Source organism: Marinobacter sp., from assembly GCF_041687235.1.
GTDB lineage: Bacteria > Pseudomonadota > Gammaproteobacteria > Pseudomonadales > Oleiphilaceae > Marinobacter.
This window is the reverse complement of record NZ_JAWLCH010000002.1, coordinates 190,151-204,619: the sequence shown is the minus strand read 5'-3', so window position 1 is coordinate 204,619 and position 14,469 is coordinate 190,151. Positions and strand designations below refer to the sequence as shown.

The following is a 14,469-nucleotide window of genomic DNA, read 5'->3' as shown; positions in this document are numbered from 1 at the left end:
AGGGATGGACCAGCTTAATCTTCGCCATCTGTATTATTTCTGGGTGATCAGCCGGGAAGGGTCGATTGCGCGGGCCAGCGAGGTTCTGGAGCTTGCACCTCAGACCCTCAGTGGCCAGCTTGCCACCTTCGAAGCGTCCGTGGGTGGGCGGCTGTTTTCCCGGGAACGGCGCAAACTGGTTCTGACCGATCTCGGGCGGTTGATCCTGGGGTATGCCGACGACATTTTCGCGCTCACCGGAGAGTTGGCAGAGACCCTGCGGCTTGATCCGTCCGAGCGGCCGCTGACGTTGCGTGCTGGCGTCTCTGCGTCTATCCACAAGCTCATTGCCTACTACCTGCTACAGCCCGCCATGGCAGGCGAACGCTCTATTCAACTTGAGTGCCAGACCGGGCGCACCGAAGACCTGGTGCTGAGCCTGAAGCGCAAGGAGCTGGATCTGGTACTGACGGATCGTATGCCGAAGCTGCAGGAGGAGGGGAATCTCACAGTACATCCCTTGTCGGGATCCACCATGAGCCTGTTTGCAGCGCCAGAACTGGCGAATAAGCTGAAGACCGGCTTTCCCGAATCACTCAATGGCCAGCCCTTACTGGCCAACGCCACCGATGCGCCCTATTTCGAGCGGCTGATGAACTGGTTTTCCCTGAATGGGGTTCGCATGAGACTGGTTGCCAGGGTGGACGACAGCGCCCTGATCAAAGTCTTCGGAAGCCAGGGCTACGGTGTTTTCGCCGCCCCGACAGCAATCCGCGATGAGGTCTGCCGGCAGTATGAGGTTGAACAGATTGCATCCATCGACGAAGTGATGGATGAGCTGTTTGCCATTACCCGGGGCCGAAAGACCGCTCACGAGGGGGTGCGCGCCATCGTTGATGCCCATACCGGCCACAGTTACCCCTGACGTCATCGAAAAAAACGAACTTAAAAGATCAGAAAAGCTTATTTTATCGAACTCTGTTCCTGTCCACTATGGAGTTGTGAAAGGCAGCAACCCATAGAGGAGCAGTAGCTATGAAAACCATCCACAAATTCCGTCTGGAACCGGGCAAAGAGCCGACAACGCTCACGCTCAAAGAGGGTTACAGGGTGGTGCGCAGCGAATACGTCGTGCCCCACAAGGCCGTCTACCTCTGGGTGGAGCAGCCTCTGAATGTCACCACACCCACTCTGGAGCGGCAGTTCCGCGTCGCTTTCTCGGGAGAGCCCGTGCCCGACAGCTTCGAGTATCTTGACACGGCACTGGATCCATTTGGCCCTGAGGCGTACCACGTGTTTGCGGTGCCGGCCGGGGAGGAAGTTCTCTTCAGCCCGGTATCCGACGGCGCAAGCAACGACGCATTCAGCAGGCAAAACTGGCAACACACAGCGATCTCTTAGCCACTGTTCGGGCCCCTCGGGGCCCTTTTTTATGGCGCTGAAACCGGTAGGTGACCGGTTTTGACCCAGATAACCGTTTCCCTGTCTACGAAGGGGTGGTGCTGGCTCATGTGGGGGCTTCGAATCCAGGTTCCCTCGGGATAGCGACCATGCTCATCACAGAATTCCCCCGACAGCACGAAAATTTCCTCCCCGCCGAAGTGCCTGTGAGGCTGGAACACCTCGTTGGCTGGCCATTTCACCAGGGCCACATGCTCGTGTTCGAATTCGTGTAACGGCATGACCTCGAGACCTCCGATACCCGGAAGCCAAGCCGTATTCCGGGTGTCGATTCGCACGGTCGACTGATCACGGTCATCGAACTGGTGGAGTTTGACCAACAGGGTGCAGCCCTCTTTGCTGAAAGGCGCGTGCCCGCTGCCTGGCGGATTACGCAAGTAGGTTCCGGCCGGGTAGTCGCCGGTCTCGTCGGAAAACACGCCGTCCAGAACCAGAATTTCCTCTCCCAGGGGATGCTCGTGTCGCTTGAAAGACGCTCCCGGCTCGTACCGAACTACGCTGGTCGCGTGGCCGCGCTCGGCTTCCTCGCGAGCCAGAGGCTTTCTAAGAACCCCGCCGGCGGGGCTGGGAACCCACTCCTGCTCGGCGGTGCGAATGACGACCTTTTTGGAAAAGTCCATATTGAGCATTGCGAACCTCGAAACCACCTGTGACTGAAGCGTTCTTCTACGAATATACCGCCCCAGCGGATGCCTTTATTTGATCAGGGTCTGGATGTTCCGGAACTGCGGATGCCTGGCATGGCGCATCCATTCAAACGCCACCATCTCCAGCGTTACAATCCGGGCGCCGCTCTCGCTCAGGCGATCCAGCGCGACATCGCGATCAAACTCGTTACGGGACCCGGTCGCATCTGCCACTACCCAGACCTTGTAACCCGCATCGATCAGGCTCAGGGCGGTCTGCATCATACAGACATGGGTTTCGCAGCCGCCAACCACAATGTGCTGCCGGCCTTCCGGTAACTGATCCACCAGGCCATCCGGACAGGCATCGAAATGGTGCTTGGCCAGGGTCTGGTCACACAGCTCCCGTACCGCTTCAACGTTATGGCCGAGCTTATCGGGCAGCTGCTCTGTGCCCAGCACCGGAACCTCCATAAGGCCTGCGATGGTGGCCAGAACGATGCACCGGTCTACCACCTCATCACCGTGGCTTATGGCCGGCATCAGTTTTTCCTGAACATCAATGAGCAGCAGTGTCGATTGCTCGGCTTTCATCAGCATGGTTATGTCCTCTTGTGGATGCCTTTCTTTGTAACGATAGTCCTGAATCCGTTCAACCGATAAACAGAAAACCGCCCAGGCATGAATTTTTTTGACGATTTTTCACCAGGGAGTTGCCAACCGCCCGTAAAACCATTAAAGTTTGCGCCCTCAAATGAGCGACGACATCGCTGATTTGAAACAGTTTATTGGAGAGGTGGCCGAGTGGCTGAAGGCGCACGCCTGGAAAGTGTGTATACGTTAATAGCGTATCGAGGGTTCGAATCCCTCCCTCTCCGCCATTTTTTTGGCGTAAGTGACTGAGATATAAGGGCTTTTTCGGTTTAGCCGAAGCGTTTTACTAGGTGGAACAACCTGGTGGAACAATGTACCTTCAAAGATCATCTCACGCAGTTTATTACAGTCGAATCCCGGTGCCTCGAAAATGGCATCGCTCCGGTTTTCCCCACACCGTAAGAATTTCCCTTCGAACAAAGTCCCGGTCGGAAGCACTCAAGCTAAATGCTCGCGTCACACATGCTGTCCTAGAACTTTTCGAGAAGGACTCAACTTTTAGATCGATTGAAGTTTTTAACCAAGCCATTGATGCTGTTCGAATAGCACCGCCGTTGTTCATCCCTTCAGCTCCCGTCCTTTCGCCTGCCAGTCGCTCTTCAAAAGCAAGTCAAAGAAGCACTAGAAATAAGCGTCAAACCTCCGCCATTCTCATTCAAGAATTTATTAAGCATAAAAAAGCAGAAGGGAGCTGCACAGAAAGATATCTGGCACAGCTATTCAACCGGCTAAAGCCGTTTGGAGTGTACCTCGATCAGTTCGGCATGAAAGGATTTGGGCCGAAACAGGCTGTTGGCTATCGGGATGACCTCGTAGCACGTACCAACTGGGCTCCCAAGACGGTTAACGAGCACGTTAGCGTCGCTCGGCAGTTTATTGCCTGGTGCGAATCAATGGAGTACATCACACGCAATCCCTTCGCCCGACTGAGGCTAAAAGTAGCCGATGATCGCAAAGACATTGATCAGCGCGTAATCTGGACAGGGGCTCAGCTTGAGGAGCTTTTTAATGCGAAGCCATTCCAAGGGGTAAGCGGGCTGGAGAACCGGCTGATTGCATCACTACAGTTAAAAATGGGTTTGAGGCCTAGTGAAGCTTGTCAGATACGCTGTGAGGATGTTGCATACGATGAGGCTCATAAGATCTGGTACTTGAAAGTTACCGACGCAGGACCTCAGCAGCATTTAAAAACACTAGCGTCGAAGCGTAACCTTCCCCTGCCGAACAGCATTTTGGACATCGGGTTTCTTAAATATCTAAAGGACAGGAAACAGGAAAAGCACCACCAATTATTCTCGACCTCACCGACAGGAAAGTATAACGATTGGTCACGAAACTTCACCACGAGACTTAATCGCTACATACGCACTTACGTTACTCCTTCAACAAAAGGTCGGTCACCGACCTCGTATAGTTTTAGGCACACGTTTGCCGATGCCCTGAATCGAAAAAGTGTTCCCGAGCACATCGCAGCGCATTTACTTGGTCATAAACATGAGCAAATTACTTATGGCAGATATGGCTCGGCACCGAGTCTAAAGCGGCTTAAAACCATTCTCGATAGATTGGAATGAGGCCTTAATCTGCTGGAATGTACATTTAAAAATGGCGCAGTCGAAAAAAATTACAGAACTTTAATAAATTTGCAAGTTAATGAATTTTCGAATAAATTTAAATAAGGTGTAAATAATTAAATAGTAAAGAACTGAAATTGTTATTTAAATTGCCATTTACAAAATAAAAACTGCCAAATATCATAACGAACATCTTAACTAAAAGGAGTCGTTATGAAAAAAACTAATTCTCGCAAAAACCCTGTTTTCTACAACACAGAAATCGGAAAGCTGTTGGAGGAATGGTTTTTCTATGAATGTGGAAATCTCTCTAGTTCAACGAGGAATAATTACGTCTCAAAGGCGAGGATAATTGATCGATATTTCAAGAAAATTAAGATTAAAAATATAGATCATGACCGAATCATCAAGTATGTGATGTACCAAGGAAGAGAATATTCAAATAAAACCATAAATGAGACCTTCATTGTTCTTAGAGGCATTTTTAAGCGAGCGCGCCGACAAAGACTAATTGATTTTGATCCTATGGCCGAAATCGAAAATCTGAGAGTTTATGATGACGAGGCTGAACCTTTTACAAAGTCGGAGATCGCTAGCATCATTAAAGCATGCGACCAGTCTATGCAAGCGGAAATTGCACTTTTTAAATTAGGATGCATGACAGGTTTAAGGATTAGTGAGTTGCTTGCCCTCGATTGGGAGAATGTGGACTTCACGCGACGCAGAATACGGGTAAGCAGGGCAAAGGTAGAGGGTAAGCTCAAAATTACCAAGACGAAAGCGAGTCGGCGTCATGTAAATCTTATCAATGATGCATTTGAGACCCTTAAGGATCTTTATGAAGTAACTGGTTACGCGAAGCCAAGAACGTATAAAGTGTTTTACTCATCGGATAAGTCGAGAAATAAAAAATTACGTCTTGTATTCATCAATACAATAACGAAGCGACCTATATGTAATGAGAGCCATTACGGAAAATACTTCTTCAAACCGACTCTGGCTAAAGCCGGCGTTTACTACAGAGGTCCATCGCATACTCGGCATACGTTTGCCTCACAAATGCTCACCGCCGGTATACCGATTAAAAAAATTGCTAATGACATGGGGCATACATCAACACAGATGATCTACAAGCACTACGGAAAATGGATTGATGAGGATGCACCGCAATACATCGATCAGGCAGAAACGCAATTTGACGGTGTATTCACGGATAAGAGGACGAACAAGTTTTTCGGGATGCCGGCTGAGAATGGTTGCTCGATTGAGAGAAAGAATTCAGCCTGAAGCAGATCAATTCTGGCGGTCAGAACAACAACAATTACCGCCTCGCATCCCATCTTCCATTGGCACTTCTGTGCGTGAGCACAGGACCATATAAGTCAAAAAATTAATTGCGCTCTGCACTCAGCTTAAAAAGCTCTCGGTCAGTATCCCTAGTCAAGAAATTGTGCATTAGCATTTTCAACTTTTCCTCTGACCAATCTCCGTTATTCACCTTATTTAGGACCGCCGAACCGACGAGTATTTTCCTTCTTGTATCATCTTTACGTTTCTGGTCATTGATTTTAGCCAGCTCTCTTCTTTTTGCCTTTGCAATAGCACTTTTTTTTCTTTTTAACTCCTCTTCGATTTTTGTTTTTTCATTTTCAAGTTCTTCAATTTTTTGTTCTGGCGTTTTTCTATTCATTGTTAACTCCGAGATTTCGTTTATTGTTTTATAATAATAACACAGAGAGTTTGATCTCAATCTAAACACCCTCTGAATTTCGGAACGAAACGAAGACAAGGGCGCACTTATACATTCTTCGAATGTGTGCGATCTGCGATGCAGAGACAAAGTGGATTTTGATAGGAGATTAAATTGTTACTTAAATATTAAAAAGTAGATTATGGCAATTTATCGATTTTCATCACAGATAATTAAAAGGAGTGAGGGTAGATCCGCTACCGCCGCTGCGGCTTATCGTGCAGCGGATAAAATTTATGATCGAACTACCGGTGAGGTGTTTGATTACACGCGGAAGCGTGGTGTTTTTGAATCTTGTATTTTGGCCCCTGACTTTGCCCCTAATTGGGTATATGACAGGTCAGAACTATGGAATCAGGTGGAGGAAGCAGAACGCAGGGGAGACGCTCAGCTTGCTCGAGAGATTGAGTTAGCGATCCCGGTTGAGCTATCTATCAAGGAAGGAATTAACCTGGTTAAGGAGTTTGCAAATGACCAGTTTGTTGATCGTGGGATGATCGTTGATATTGCCTTTCATAATCTTACGTCTGGAAACCCGCATCCTCACCTGCTGGTGAGTATGCGGGAGATCAATGAAAACGGATTTGGCAAAAAAAATCGAGCTTGGAACGACCGGGGTCTGATTGCTACATGGAGAGAGCAATGGGCGAATTATGCGAATCGTTATTTGGAAAATGCCTGTTTAGATATCCGAATTGACCACCGAAGTTACGCGGAGCAAGGGCTGGATAAGATCCCAAAGATACACATGGGCCCAGCCGTCGCAGCTATGGAACGCCAGGGTATCGCAACGAGAATCGGCGATATCAACCGCCATATAGAGGTGGTCAATGCCGCCCAAGAGAGAGAGGTGGCGGAACTTGAGACGAGATGGCGGGAAGTCTTTCTTGAAATAGAGGTTATTCGGAAAGAATCATCCTACTCACAACAGACTTCCGGAACGCTTAGTATCGCGCCCGAAAATCCAGTCATATCAGTTCACTCAGCAGAAGAAGCCTCGAAGTTCGAAATCGGCGTTGCCTCTTCTATTGCCGAGCATTACAAAGCTCGCCTGTTCCAGAAAACCTGGAATGTGGAAGCGCACCCGCGTCTTCTTAAACAGCTGAAATGGGTAGATAGACACGGGCGCTCTCTAACACTTAATTCTGGTGAGCAGATTGTGGACGAAGGTAACAAGGTCAATTTAAGTCGAGGCACAGATGATGGTATCTCAGCTGGCATCGAGGTGATCAAGGCGAAAGGATGGCAAAGAGTGACGCTGAATGGATCGGATGACTTTCAGCTAAGAGCAGCATTGGCTCTGAAGGAGGAGGGCATCCTACCAGTTTTCAGTAGCGCTTCGGCTGAAAAAAGCTTCCTCAAGCGGAGTGAGGCAGTCTCTGTCAATGATTTCCAGAGTTTTGTTGTTACTAGGGGAGAAGTATCGAATCCTGAAACTAGAGCATCATCAGAGCGCCAGTCTCAATGTAAGAGTCAAATAGCAAGATTAAAGAAATATGTGAGAGAGGCTATCGAGCGAAATCCGCTCCCTTCGATTACCGTCTTGCAGGACAACCCCGAGTTTCTCAGGCGATGGGCACGTGCCCGATGGAAGGAATTGGAGTGGAGTGGGAGTCCCGACCTACTTGCTGAAGCTTTCCGCGCTGTTGCCGAAGAACAAGCCTATCTGGCGGGATACTCAGTCCGTTCAGTCCAAGATGTAGGTATTGATGATACCCTGACCGCTCTATTAGCAGGCTCACCAGCTCAGCGGTCTACTGCTCCAAACGCAAAGGCAAAATCCAGTTCGAGTGACCTGTCCCAAATTACTGAACCACTCATTACCTAGTCATGCCGGTTAATTAGCCCTGACTGCGTTTTAGTACCGCTCATTGCCAGAAGAATTCAGCTCTATTCAAGCCCGTTTTCCTGGCTAAAACCTAAGAAATTCATCCTTTCTGGCTCTAAGGAATTGGTCCAAACCTGAGTTTCTGTGGGCGCTTTTGGTCGGCAACGATGTCGGTAGAATATATGTGCATATAGTAAAAAATACCTGAATTCCGCAAAATGCTTGCGGTGTGATTTGCACGGTGCCGTGCACTTTTAACAAGGCACCTTTGTAGATCATCGTTTTAGGCTGAACTTTTTCCGCCCCTGGATTTAACTTGCAGAAATGTGCACGGATAAGCCGCTTGCAAACTTTTGACAGAGCCCGTACTCGCAGAATAGTGGAAAGGCAGCTAGTATCCGTTTGAAATGGATTGAAAATTCGGACTGTGACTCAGGTCTAGATTGAAAGAGCCGACTGGGTGTGGTGCGAATTCAAACTAATAAGCTGTTAGGTCTCAAGGAGAACTCGTGCCAGGAATTGAAGTCGAAATTGCGCCTCCAGCCAATTGGCAGGACTTTGAGCGACTTACGCTCGATTATGCACGTAGGGCATGGAAAGACGATTATGCAGAACGCAACGGCCGTCAAGGCCAAGCCCAAGCAGGCGTTGACGTCTTTGGCTACAATCGTTCGTCGAGAGAAGAAACCGGAATTCAGTGTAAGAAAAAGCAAAATTCTGCTTCTCCTTCAAAACAACTAACAACCGCTGAAATCGATGCTGAAGTATCCGCTGCTAAGGGGTTTAAGCCAAAGCTGTGTCGCTTTGTCATTGCCACCACTGGTCCAAGAGATGCAAATTTGCAGGCGCATGTTCGTGCGTTGAATATTGCCGGGCAACCATTCAAGGTGTCGTTGATGTTCTGGGAGGATTACCAAGACTTTTTCAACGACCACACCGATCTTATGTACCGATACTATAAAGAGGTTCTGGAGTACCGAGATAGTTACGATGAGCTAGAGCATTACTTACTTCTGCTGGGTTCTGCGTTTGACCGCCCTGCCATAAGAACCCCGTTTCACTTGGAGAATCGAGCTACTGATTTCATCAAAGCAATCGGTGATACCCAAAATGCAATTGCTACCGGACGCTTGGTAGATCGAGAATCTAGAATTATCGATGAATGTAGAATTCCAAAACCGCAAATTGTGGGACTAAAGAAGGCTGCGAGGCTCCTCCAGAATGCCAGGGAAATCGCTACTCAAGCTTTGCGCGACGGCGAAATCGTTGAGCATGAGACAGTCATTGAAATTAGGTCGCATGAAGTTGCTCAACAGTTGAACTCCTTACGAGAAGAGGCTGTCGAGCTTCTGAACAAGGAGCTTGTTCAACGCAGTTTGGAACCGGTGGGTTTTTGCGAAAGTTGAGATATAACAATCGCATGTTGTCGGACTGGTTTTCCACTGCGCTCCAAACCAGCCGCAAATGCGGGCGTTAGCCAAGGAGGAAAACATTTGGATTTGATCGAAGTCGGAAAAGCTCTCCTACTGCTTATAAGCGCGATTGCAGGTTTTTTGGTAGGGCAAGCGAATGGTTTTTTTGACAGGCGGAACGAAAAAAGAAAGGCATTCAGTCGCGCACTGGCCGAATTGTTAGAAATTCGGCATCGATTTAAAGGAGCCGTGTATCTTCTCCGACGGCTAGGAACTGATATAAATGTCCCACCCGAATATCTTGACGATATCGTCCAGGGTCTGCCAGACGGTTTGCTCTGGGACCCAAGCGTCTCTGCTCGATACGCTGATGCCATCAATACTCTTTCAGCTTACGCTCCACTGTCTGCCTATGTTTTAAGATCAAAGGACATCGTCGGCCTTGTGTTGAACGGAACTCCGGTCACTTTTGGTACCAATAAAATCACCCACTCCTTAGCCCTGAAAAACTTAGAAATCATTGAGAAAGCCATGCTTCCTGCTTTAGAGGAATCAATTGAAGCTGTCTCACAATTCCTAGGTAAAAAAACAAAGAAACCGACTCAAGAAATCCTCGATGGTAGCCGAGAGGTTCTTCCTGAGGTAAAAAGCATTGCTGATGAGTTAATCGCCAATGTTAACGCTACGATAGCAACAGGGGCTAACCAGTGAATCAAACCGACCATTTTGCGCTGACGCTGCAAACGGCGGCTTACTCAAGGCGTTACTTTCCCCAGCTAGCTCCAAAGAGACTCTAAGTTATGGAGTTTGAAGACCTACTCCTTTTAGTCGTCCTGACTATTGCTGCCTATGTCTACATTGTTGCCCAAATTGAGAAGAAGAAAAGGGCGCGAGAATACGTAGAAAAGCACGCGGAATTGCAGGCAAGGCGTTATCGGGAGATGCAGAAGTCGCTTCCGAAACACATGCAACGTGCATTGTCTCAGTTTGAAACTGAATACCAGCAAAATCCTGGGGCGTTCAAATCATTGCATGAGTTTTCACCACTTGCATGTTTTGGATACAAGGTTGGAAAAACGAATGGACTGCCCGATCAACAGCGGCGTGAGATCATCTATTTTACTTGGTACGCGGAAATTCCCTCAGTAGTACCTAGCCAATATGCTCGAGAGTGGGGAGAGCCCGGTACCAGTAAAAGGTTTTCCAAGATTCGTAGCCACTTGTCTATGCTTGCGAACCAGAGGCGCACACGAAAAGGCTATGAGGTTGCCGTCTCGCACTGGGACTCAGATGTGAAGTGGTTTAGCGGAAATTACTCGGACTTGGCTTACCAGTACAGTCAGTACGGGTTCAAAAGTTAACAAGGTGGCCAACGGGATGCCAACTGCGTGTTGCTACGTTGACGTCCATTGTCACAGCGTTAGGTAAAAAGGATAAGCATGGTCCTTCGATTACTAAAATGGATTTGGCGGGCCTGGCCTGTTCTAGCGGTCACAGCTATGATTATGGCTCATTGGTTGGTACTGATTTTCTTGCCATTTGATTGGGAGATAGTAAACAAAACGATTGCGTTCGCGCTACAGATTATAGGTGGCTTTCTCGTTCTCTACTCTATCGATTCAAATATTGGGGTTATTCGTGGGAGATCGCTAGGCTTAGAATTCCGTCAATATTTGGCGCAGTTCCCACTATTGAGAAAGACGCATGTAATTGAAGCGAAAGGTGCTTCTTGCACATTATCGAGCGGTGAAGCCAAACTCCGAACAACTCGTAACCCTACGACTATGGAAGAGAAGCTAGATTACCTTCAGGAGCAGATTGATGAGATTCGACACAGTTTTAGAGACGAAATTTCTAGAATCCGTGGTGAATTTGATCAAAGAAAGACGGAGGTAGAGCAAAAGATTGGCTCACTTTCTAAATCTATAAACAACGTTGAATCAATTGTTGAGGAAATTTCAATCGGCAGTATAAAGATACAAATTTTTGGCGTGCTTCTCTTAGTTCATGGCGGGATCTCAGGATATATTGCCTAACACGGCCAGACACGCGACGCATTTTGCATTGCGGCTTACCCTCCATTTCAAAGCCCCGCATGTTGCGGGCGTTAAACGTCTCATCCGAGCTACACAAAAGCAGACGCTCGCGCCCGAAGTTAACTGGATGACTTGATTGCCGCAGAAAATCTGGCGAAACACCAACGGGCGGAAAGCTCAAATGAGCGATGCACCTGAAATAGGAATGATTACAGGTCAGTATGTCAGGAGACTTGAATGATGCCGAGAAGTATTCACCTATCCCAGTCGGGATTTTCTGCCCTTAGTTTCTGCTCCTTAGTTAGGTCATTGGGAAAGAGCTTGTCCAAAACACCAGGAAGCCACCAAACACTGCTGATGATCACCACGACGGGTAATATCATGATGGGGCCCCAATGAAATGATTTTGCAGCGCTGAGAAAACCAATAATGATCAATACTACGCAAATGATAGGGCCTTTTGCGCCGCGTTTCTGATAGCTGAGCTTCAAGTTATCTCTCAGCACAAAGTAGACAATGACCCCGCTAACGAGATACGTAAGCCAGTGTTGGTCACCCATAACAAAGCCCTTCCAAAACAGTGAATCTGCCGGAGCCAGTCTACTTGTCATCCTGAAAGAGCGCTACAAACTCAGATCGCCCTGAGTGGTTGGGATGTTCCGTTAGATCCCGAAAGCTCTTATTGAGGAAGCTAATAAATTGAAGAGCACCGGACGGTTACCAGATTGCTCCATCGGCGGATTCCGCTTGTAAATAGTTCTGACTTGCTGAGCGTTGTCTAAGCCGAACGGTGAAGCGATGCATATGGTTCGATGTTTTACATTGGTAAATGTCGCAACTACATCTATAAAAACTTCAAGCGAGAACCTATTGTCCATCATCATTAATTGACTTCATTAGCGCCTGCCAGTGAGGGCGGTCATTGCTCTCAATAGCCGAAAGTAGATCCTTAATCGCATGTTCAACGTCGAAAATAAGCTCGTTATTCCCGGCTAAGCGCTCGATGGTGTTCGCATGACTAAAATAATGGAAAACTTTCAGAATTCGCTTAGCTTTTTCACTGCCAAATAGCTCAGTCGCTCTCTGGTCAACTGTGCTGCTGATATCACCTGGCATACGGGAATATGTGTAAAGCTCTACAAAACGGCGGACAGCGTTTGGAAGTAGCAATAACATTTCGTAGTCGAGCTTGTCCGGAGTGCTAAAAAAGCGGTAGATGATCTCAAAAAGAAAGTGGTACTCAGAGGCGTATCTCGAAAGTGAGAGTGGCATGTTATCTAGGGAAGAGCTTTGACTTCCGATACGTTTGATGAGGAAGAGGGGAGCGTGGTTTTGTTTTGCTGGGGGTATTTCTCGTAGTAAGTGAAAAAACTCAAAATTATGAGTGGAAATAAAGATTTGTTTGCATTTAGTGGTCCACTGTCGGTTTCCGTTTACCGGTACTTGATGGAAAAAAAACTCACGTATTGCAGCGGTAACTTGGAAAACATGATTTGCGTCTAAGCTTGAGATCGGATCGTCGATATACACGACGGTCTTTTCGAATTGCGCTGGCGTCAGCTCTCGGAGTTTTGTCAGGAAGTAGCAGAAAGCAATCGCAGTTCTCTCCCCGTCGCTTAAGTTTCTGGCGACCGCCCCGTTGTTTCGGACCAGTTGAAATCTTTCCTCAGAACCATCAGAAACTACTGTAATTTGAACAGCTTCGGATCCGAGCATCGAAGACAGCTTCTTGTTGATTTTTTCGCGTCCAAGCTGTGCCAAGCTTATGATAGCTTGAAGCTCCTTTGCTTCATTGTTTAGAGCTTCCTCGAGTCGTTTAATCCGGTCCCTTTTGTTTCTCAGGCGCTCGTATTTTACTTCGTTCGAGGAGTCCTGCTGTTCGTCGAGAAACTCTTGCACATAGTGAAATTTAACTTTTTTGATTGCGCGCGCTTTGGCCTCAGAGAAATTTTCAGCCAGCTTATTATTGTCGTCAATCAATTCGTTGACAGAGCTTTTTGCGTCGTCAATGGCCTCAATAAGATTATTTGGCAGAGGAGAGGCTTCCTGGGATCGGAATGGAGCATCAATCTTCTTCTGTATCTCCTCGGCTAAAGTATCTACAACTTGATTAAACTTGCCAATTTCAGCGAGCATTGTAGAGGCGGCCTTGCGAAACTTTTCCCTGAACTGAGGGTTAAACTCTGTTTCTGTCGGTAGGCGGTCGTCTAATTTTGCTCCTTTCACGCGAAAGTATAGGTTTTCAACTTTGCGTTTGTGATCGGCGAGGTCCTTAGAGAAGTGCGCACGTAGCTTATCTAACCTTTCTTGATCCAAGTCGTTGCCACAGAACTCGCATTTATCCTTTTCCTCATGCAAAGAGAGGCCAGTTTCGACCCATTTTTCTATCAGTGGGTTCTCTTCGAGGTGTTCAATGGTACTGGTAAGGTTTGGCTTGGCTAAAAGGAGAGATATAGCCTCTTTATGCAGCCCCTCAATTGACGGCGAGAGCGTCAGATTTTCGACAGTACTTGGTCGCTCGCTCTCGGGCGTGAGCGCGAGTTTTAGATTGTCTTGAAGGGCTTCGTCAGTTAATAGCTGTGATGTTTCAAGGCTAGAAACTGTGCCCATATCAGTTCCGAGATGTGCGGCAGTGTAAGCCTGCACGAGCCCTACAGTCCTTTTAATATGTGCTGCGGTAGTTGTTTTGGCAGCAGCGAAGCTACTTTTGAGGTCGCTCTTCTCTCTTTCATACTCTCCGATTTTCTTCTTCGCTCGGCCGAGCATATCCAGGCATTTATCAAGCCTTGTTTGTGCCTCTTCGGATTCTTTACCCAAAAGGAGGATGGGATTGAATTTTTGGCCTGCGAAGTTAAGGTTGTCCCGTATGAAGTCAGAGTTGAAAACCCGAACTATTTGGTCGGACTCGGTGAAATTTTTCTCGGTGATTACACCATCATCGGTTTCGATAGTAAAAGAACAATCTGATAGATCCGGATTCTGAACTCTTTTTTCTAGCTGGGAAAACAGGCGGGAGAGGGTGGTTTTCCCTGAGTAATTCCAGCCATAAATTAGGTTTTTAACACCAAATGGCTGCATTCCCGCGGGCTTTGTGTAGTTGTCGTATACACCTAAGCCTTTGATTTTTGATATTCCGGTTATCATTTCAG

The 14,469-nt window shown here is 47.6% G+C and carries 14 protein-coding genes and 1 tRNA gene; 10 read left to right on the top strand and 5 right to left on the bottom strand.

What is annotated here, in order from left to right; translation table 11 throughout:
• The first annotated feature begins 4 nt into the window (after positions 1–4).
• Positions 5–904 (top strand): LysR family transcriptional regulator, encoded by a 900-nt coding sequence (locus ACESMK_RS04680; protein WP_372995762.1) that lies wholly within the window; start codon positions 5–7, stop codon positions 902–904.
• Between the two features lie 110 nt (positions 905–1,014).
• Complete coding sequence (locus ACESMK_RS04675; RefSeq protein ID WP_372995760.1) at positions 1,015–1,380, top strand: hypothetical protein; 366 nt, start codon at positions 1,015–1,017, stop codon at positions 1,378–1,380.
• A 29-nt stretch (positions 1,381–1,409) separates the two neighbouring features.
• Here ACESMK_RS04675 and ACESMK_RS04670 read toward each other — a convergent pair whose 3' ends face one another.
• A complete protein-coding gene (locus tag ACESMK_RS04670) occupies positions 1,410–2,069 on the bottom strand; it encodes a cupin domain-containing protein (protein WP_372995758.1) in 660 nt (219 codons plus the stop codon).
• A gap of 66 nt (positions 2,070–2,135) precedes the next feature.
• The gene (locus ACESMK_RS04665) at positions 2,136–2,666 is read right to left on the bottom strand and encodes an isochorismatase family protein (protein WP_372995756.1); all 531 of its coding nucleotides are present in this window, start codon (positions 2,664–2,666) and stop codon (positions 2,136–2,138) included.
• 190 nt (positions 2,667–2,856) lie between these two features.
• On the opposite strand from ACESMK_RS04665, the gene ACESMK_RS04660 reads away from it, so the two are divergent.
• The 3 genes from ACESMK_RS04660 to ACESMK_RS04650 all read left to right on the top strand — a co-directional run bounded on the left by ACESMK_RS04660 (position 2,857) and on the right by ACESMK_RS04650 (position 5,581).
• Positions 2,857–2,947 (top strand) — tRNA-Ser (locus ACESMK_RS04660).
• Positions 2,948–3,031: 84 nt separating this feature from the next.
• Positions 3,032–4,294: a tyrosine-type recombinase/integrase gene (locus ACESMK_RS04655; protein WP_372995754.1), complete on the top strand. Its 1,263-nt coding sequence runs from the start codon at positions 3,032–3,034 to the stop codon at positions 4,292–4,294.
• Positions 4,295–4,507: 213 nt separating this feature from the next.
• The gene (locus ACESMK_RS04650; protein WP_372995752.1) at positions 4,508–5,581 is read left to right on the top strand and encodes a tyrosine-type recombinase/integrase; all 1,074 of its coding nucleotides are present in this window, start codon (positions 4,508–4,510) and stop codon (positions 5,579–5,581) included.
• Positions 5,582–5,684: 103 nt separating this feature from the next.
• Here the strand turns inward: ACESMK_RS04650 and ACESMK_RS04645 are convergent, their stop codons facing one another.
• Positions 5,685–5,984: a mobilization protein gene (locus ACESMK_RS04645; protein WP_372995750.1), complete on the bottom strand. Its 300-nt coding sequence runs from the start codon at positions 5,982–5,984 to the stop codon at positions 5,685–5,687.
• Between the two features lie 202 nt (positions 5,985–6,186).
• On the opposite strand from ACESMK_RS04645, the gene mobQ reads away from it, so the two are divergent.
• The 5 genes from mobQ (at position 6,187) to ACESMK_RS04620 (ending at position 11,320) form a co-directional block, all read left to right on the top strand.
• The gene (gene mobQ, locus ACESMK_RS04640; protein WP_372995748.1) at positions 6,187–7,872 is read left to right on the top strand and encodes a MobQ family relaxase; all 1,686 of its coding nucleotides are present in this window, start codon (positions 6,187–6,189) and stop codon (positions 7,870–7,872) included.
• 509 nt (positions 7,873–8,381) lie between these two features.
• Entirely contained in the window at positions 8,382–9,278 is an 897-nt protein-coding gene (locus tag ACESMK_RS04635; RefSeq protein WP_372995746.1) for a hypothetical protein, read from the top strand.
• An 87-nt stretch (positions 9,279–9,365) separates the two neighbouring features.
• Entirely contained in the window at positions 9,366–9,995 is a 630-nt protein-coding gene (locus ACESMK_RS04630; RefSeq protein WP_372995744.1) for a hypothetical protein, read from the top strand.
• Between the two features lie 89 nt (positions 9,996–10,084).
• Positions 10,085–10,645, top strand: coding sequence for a hypothetical protein (locus tag ACESMK_RS04625; RefSeq protein ID WP_372995742.1), 561 nt, complete (start codon positions 10,085–10,087; stop codon positions 10,643–10,645).
• 78 nt (positions 10,646–10,723) lie between these two features.
• The gene (locus ACESMK_RS04620; protein WP_372995740.1) at positions 10,724–11,320 is read left to right on the top strand and encodes a hypothetical protein; all 597 of its coding nucleotides are present in this window, start codon (positions 10,724–10,726) and stop codon (positions 11,318–11,320) included.
• A gap of 254 nt (positions 11,321–11,574) precedes the next feature.
• Here the strand turns inward: ACESMK_RS04620 and ACESMK_RS04615 are convergent, their stop codons facing one another.
• The gene (locus ACESMK_RS04615; RefSeq protein ID WP_372995738.1) at positions 11,575–11,880 is read right to left on the bottom strand and encodes a hypothetical protein; all 306 of its coding nucleotides are present in this window, start codon (positions 11,878–11,880) and stop codon (positions 11,575–11,577) included.
• A 307-nt stretch (positions 11,881–12,187) separates the two neighbouring features.
• The gene (locus ACESMK_RS04610; RefSeq protein ID WP_372995736.1) at positions 12,188–14,464 is read right to left on the bottom strand and encodes an AAA family ATPase; all 2,277 of its coding nucleotides are present in this window, start codon (positions 14,462–14,464) and stop codon (positions 12,188–12,190) included.
• Between the last annotated feature and the right edge of the window lie 5 nt (positions 14,465–14,469).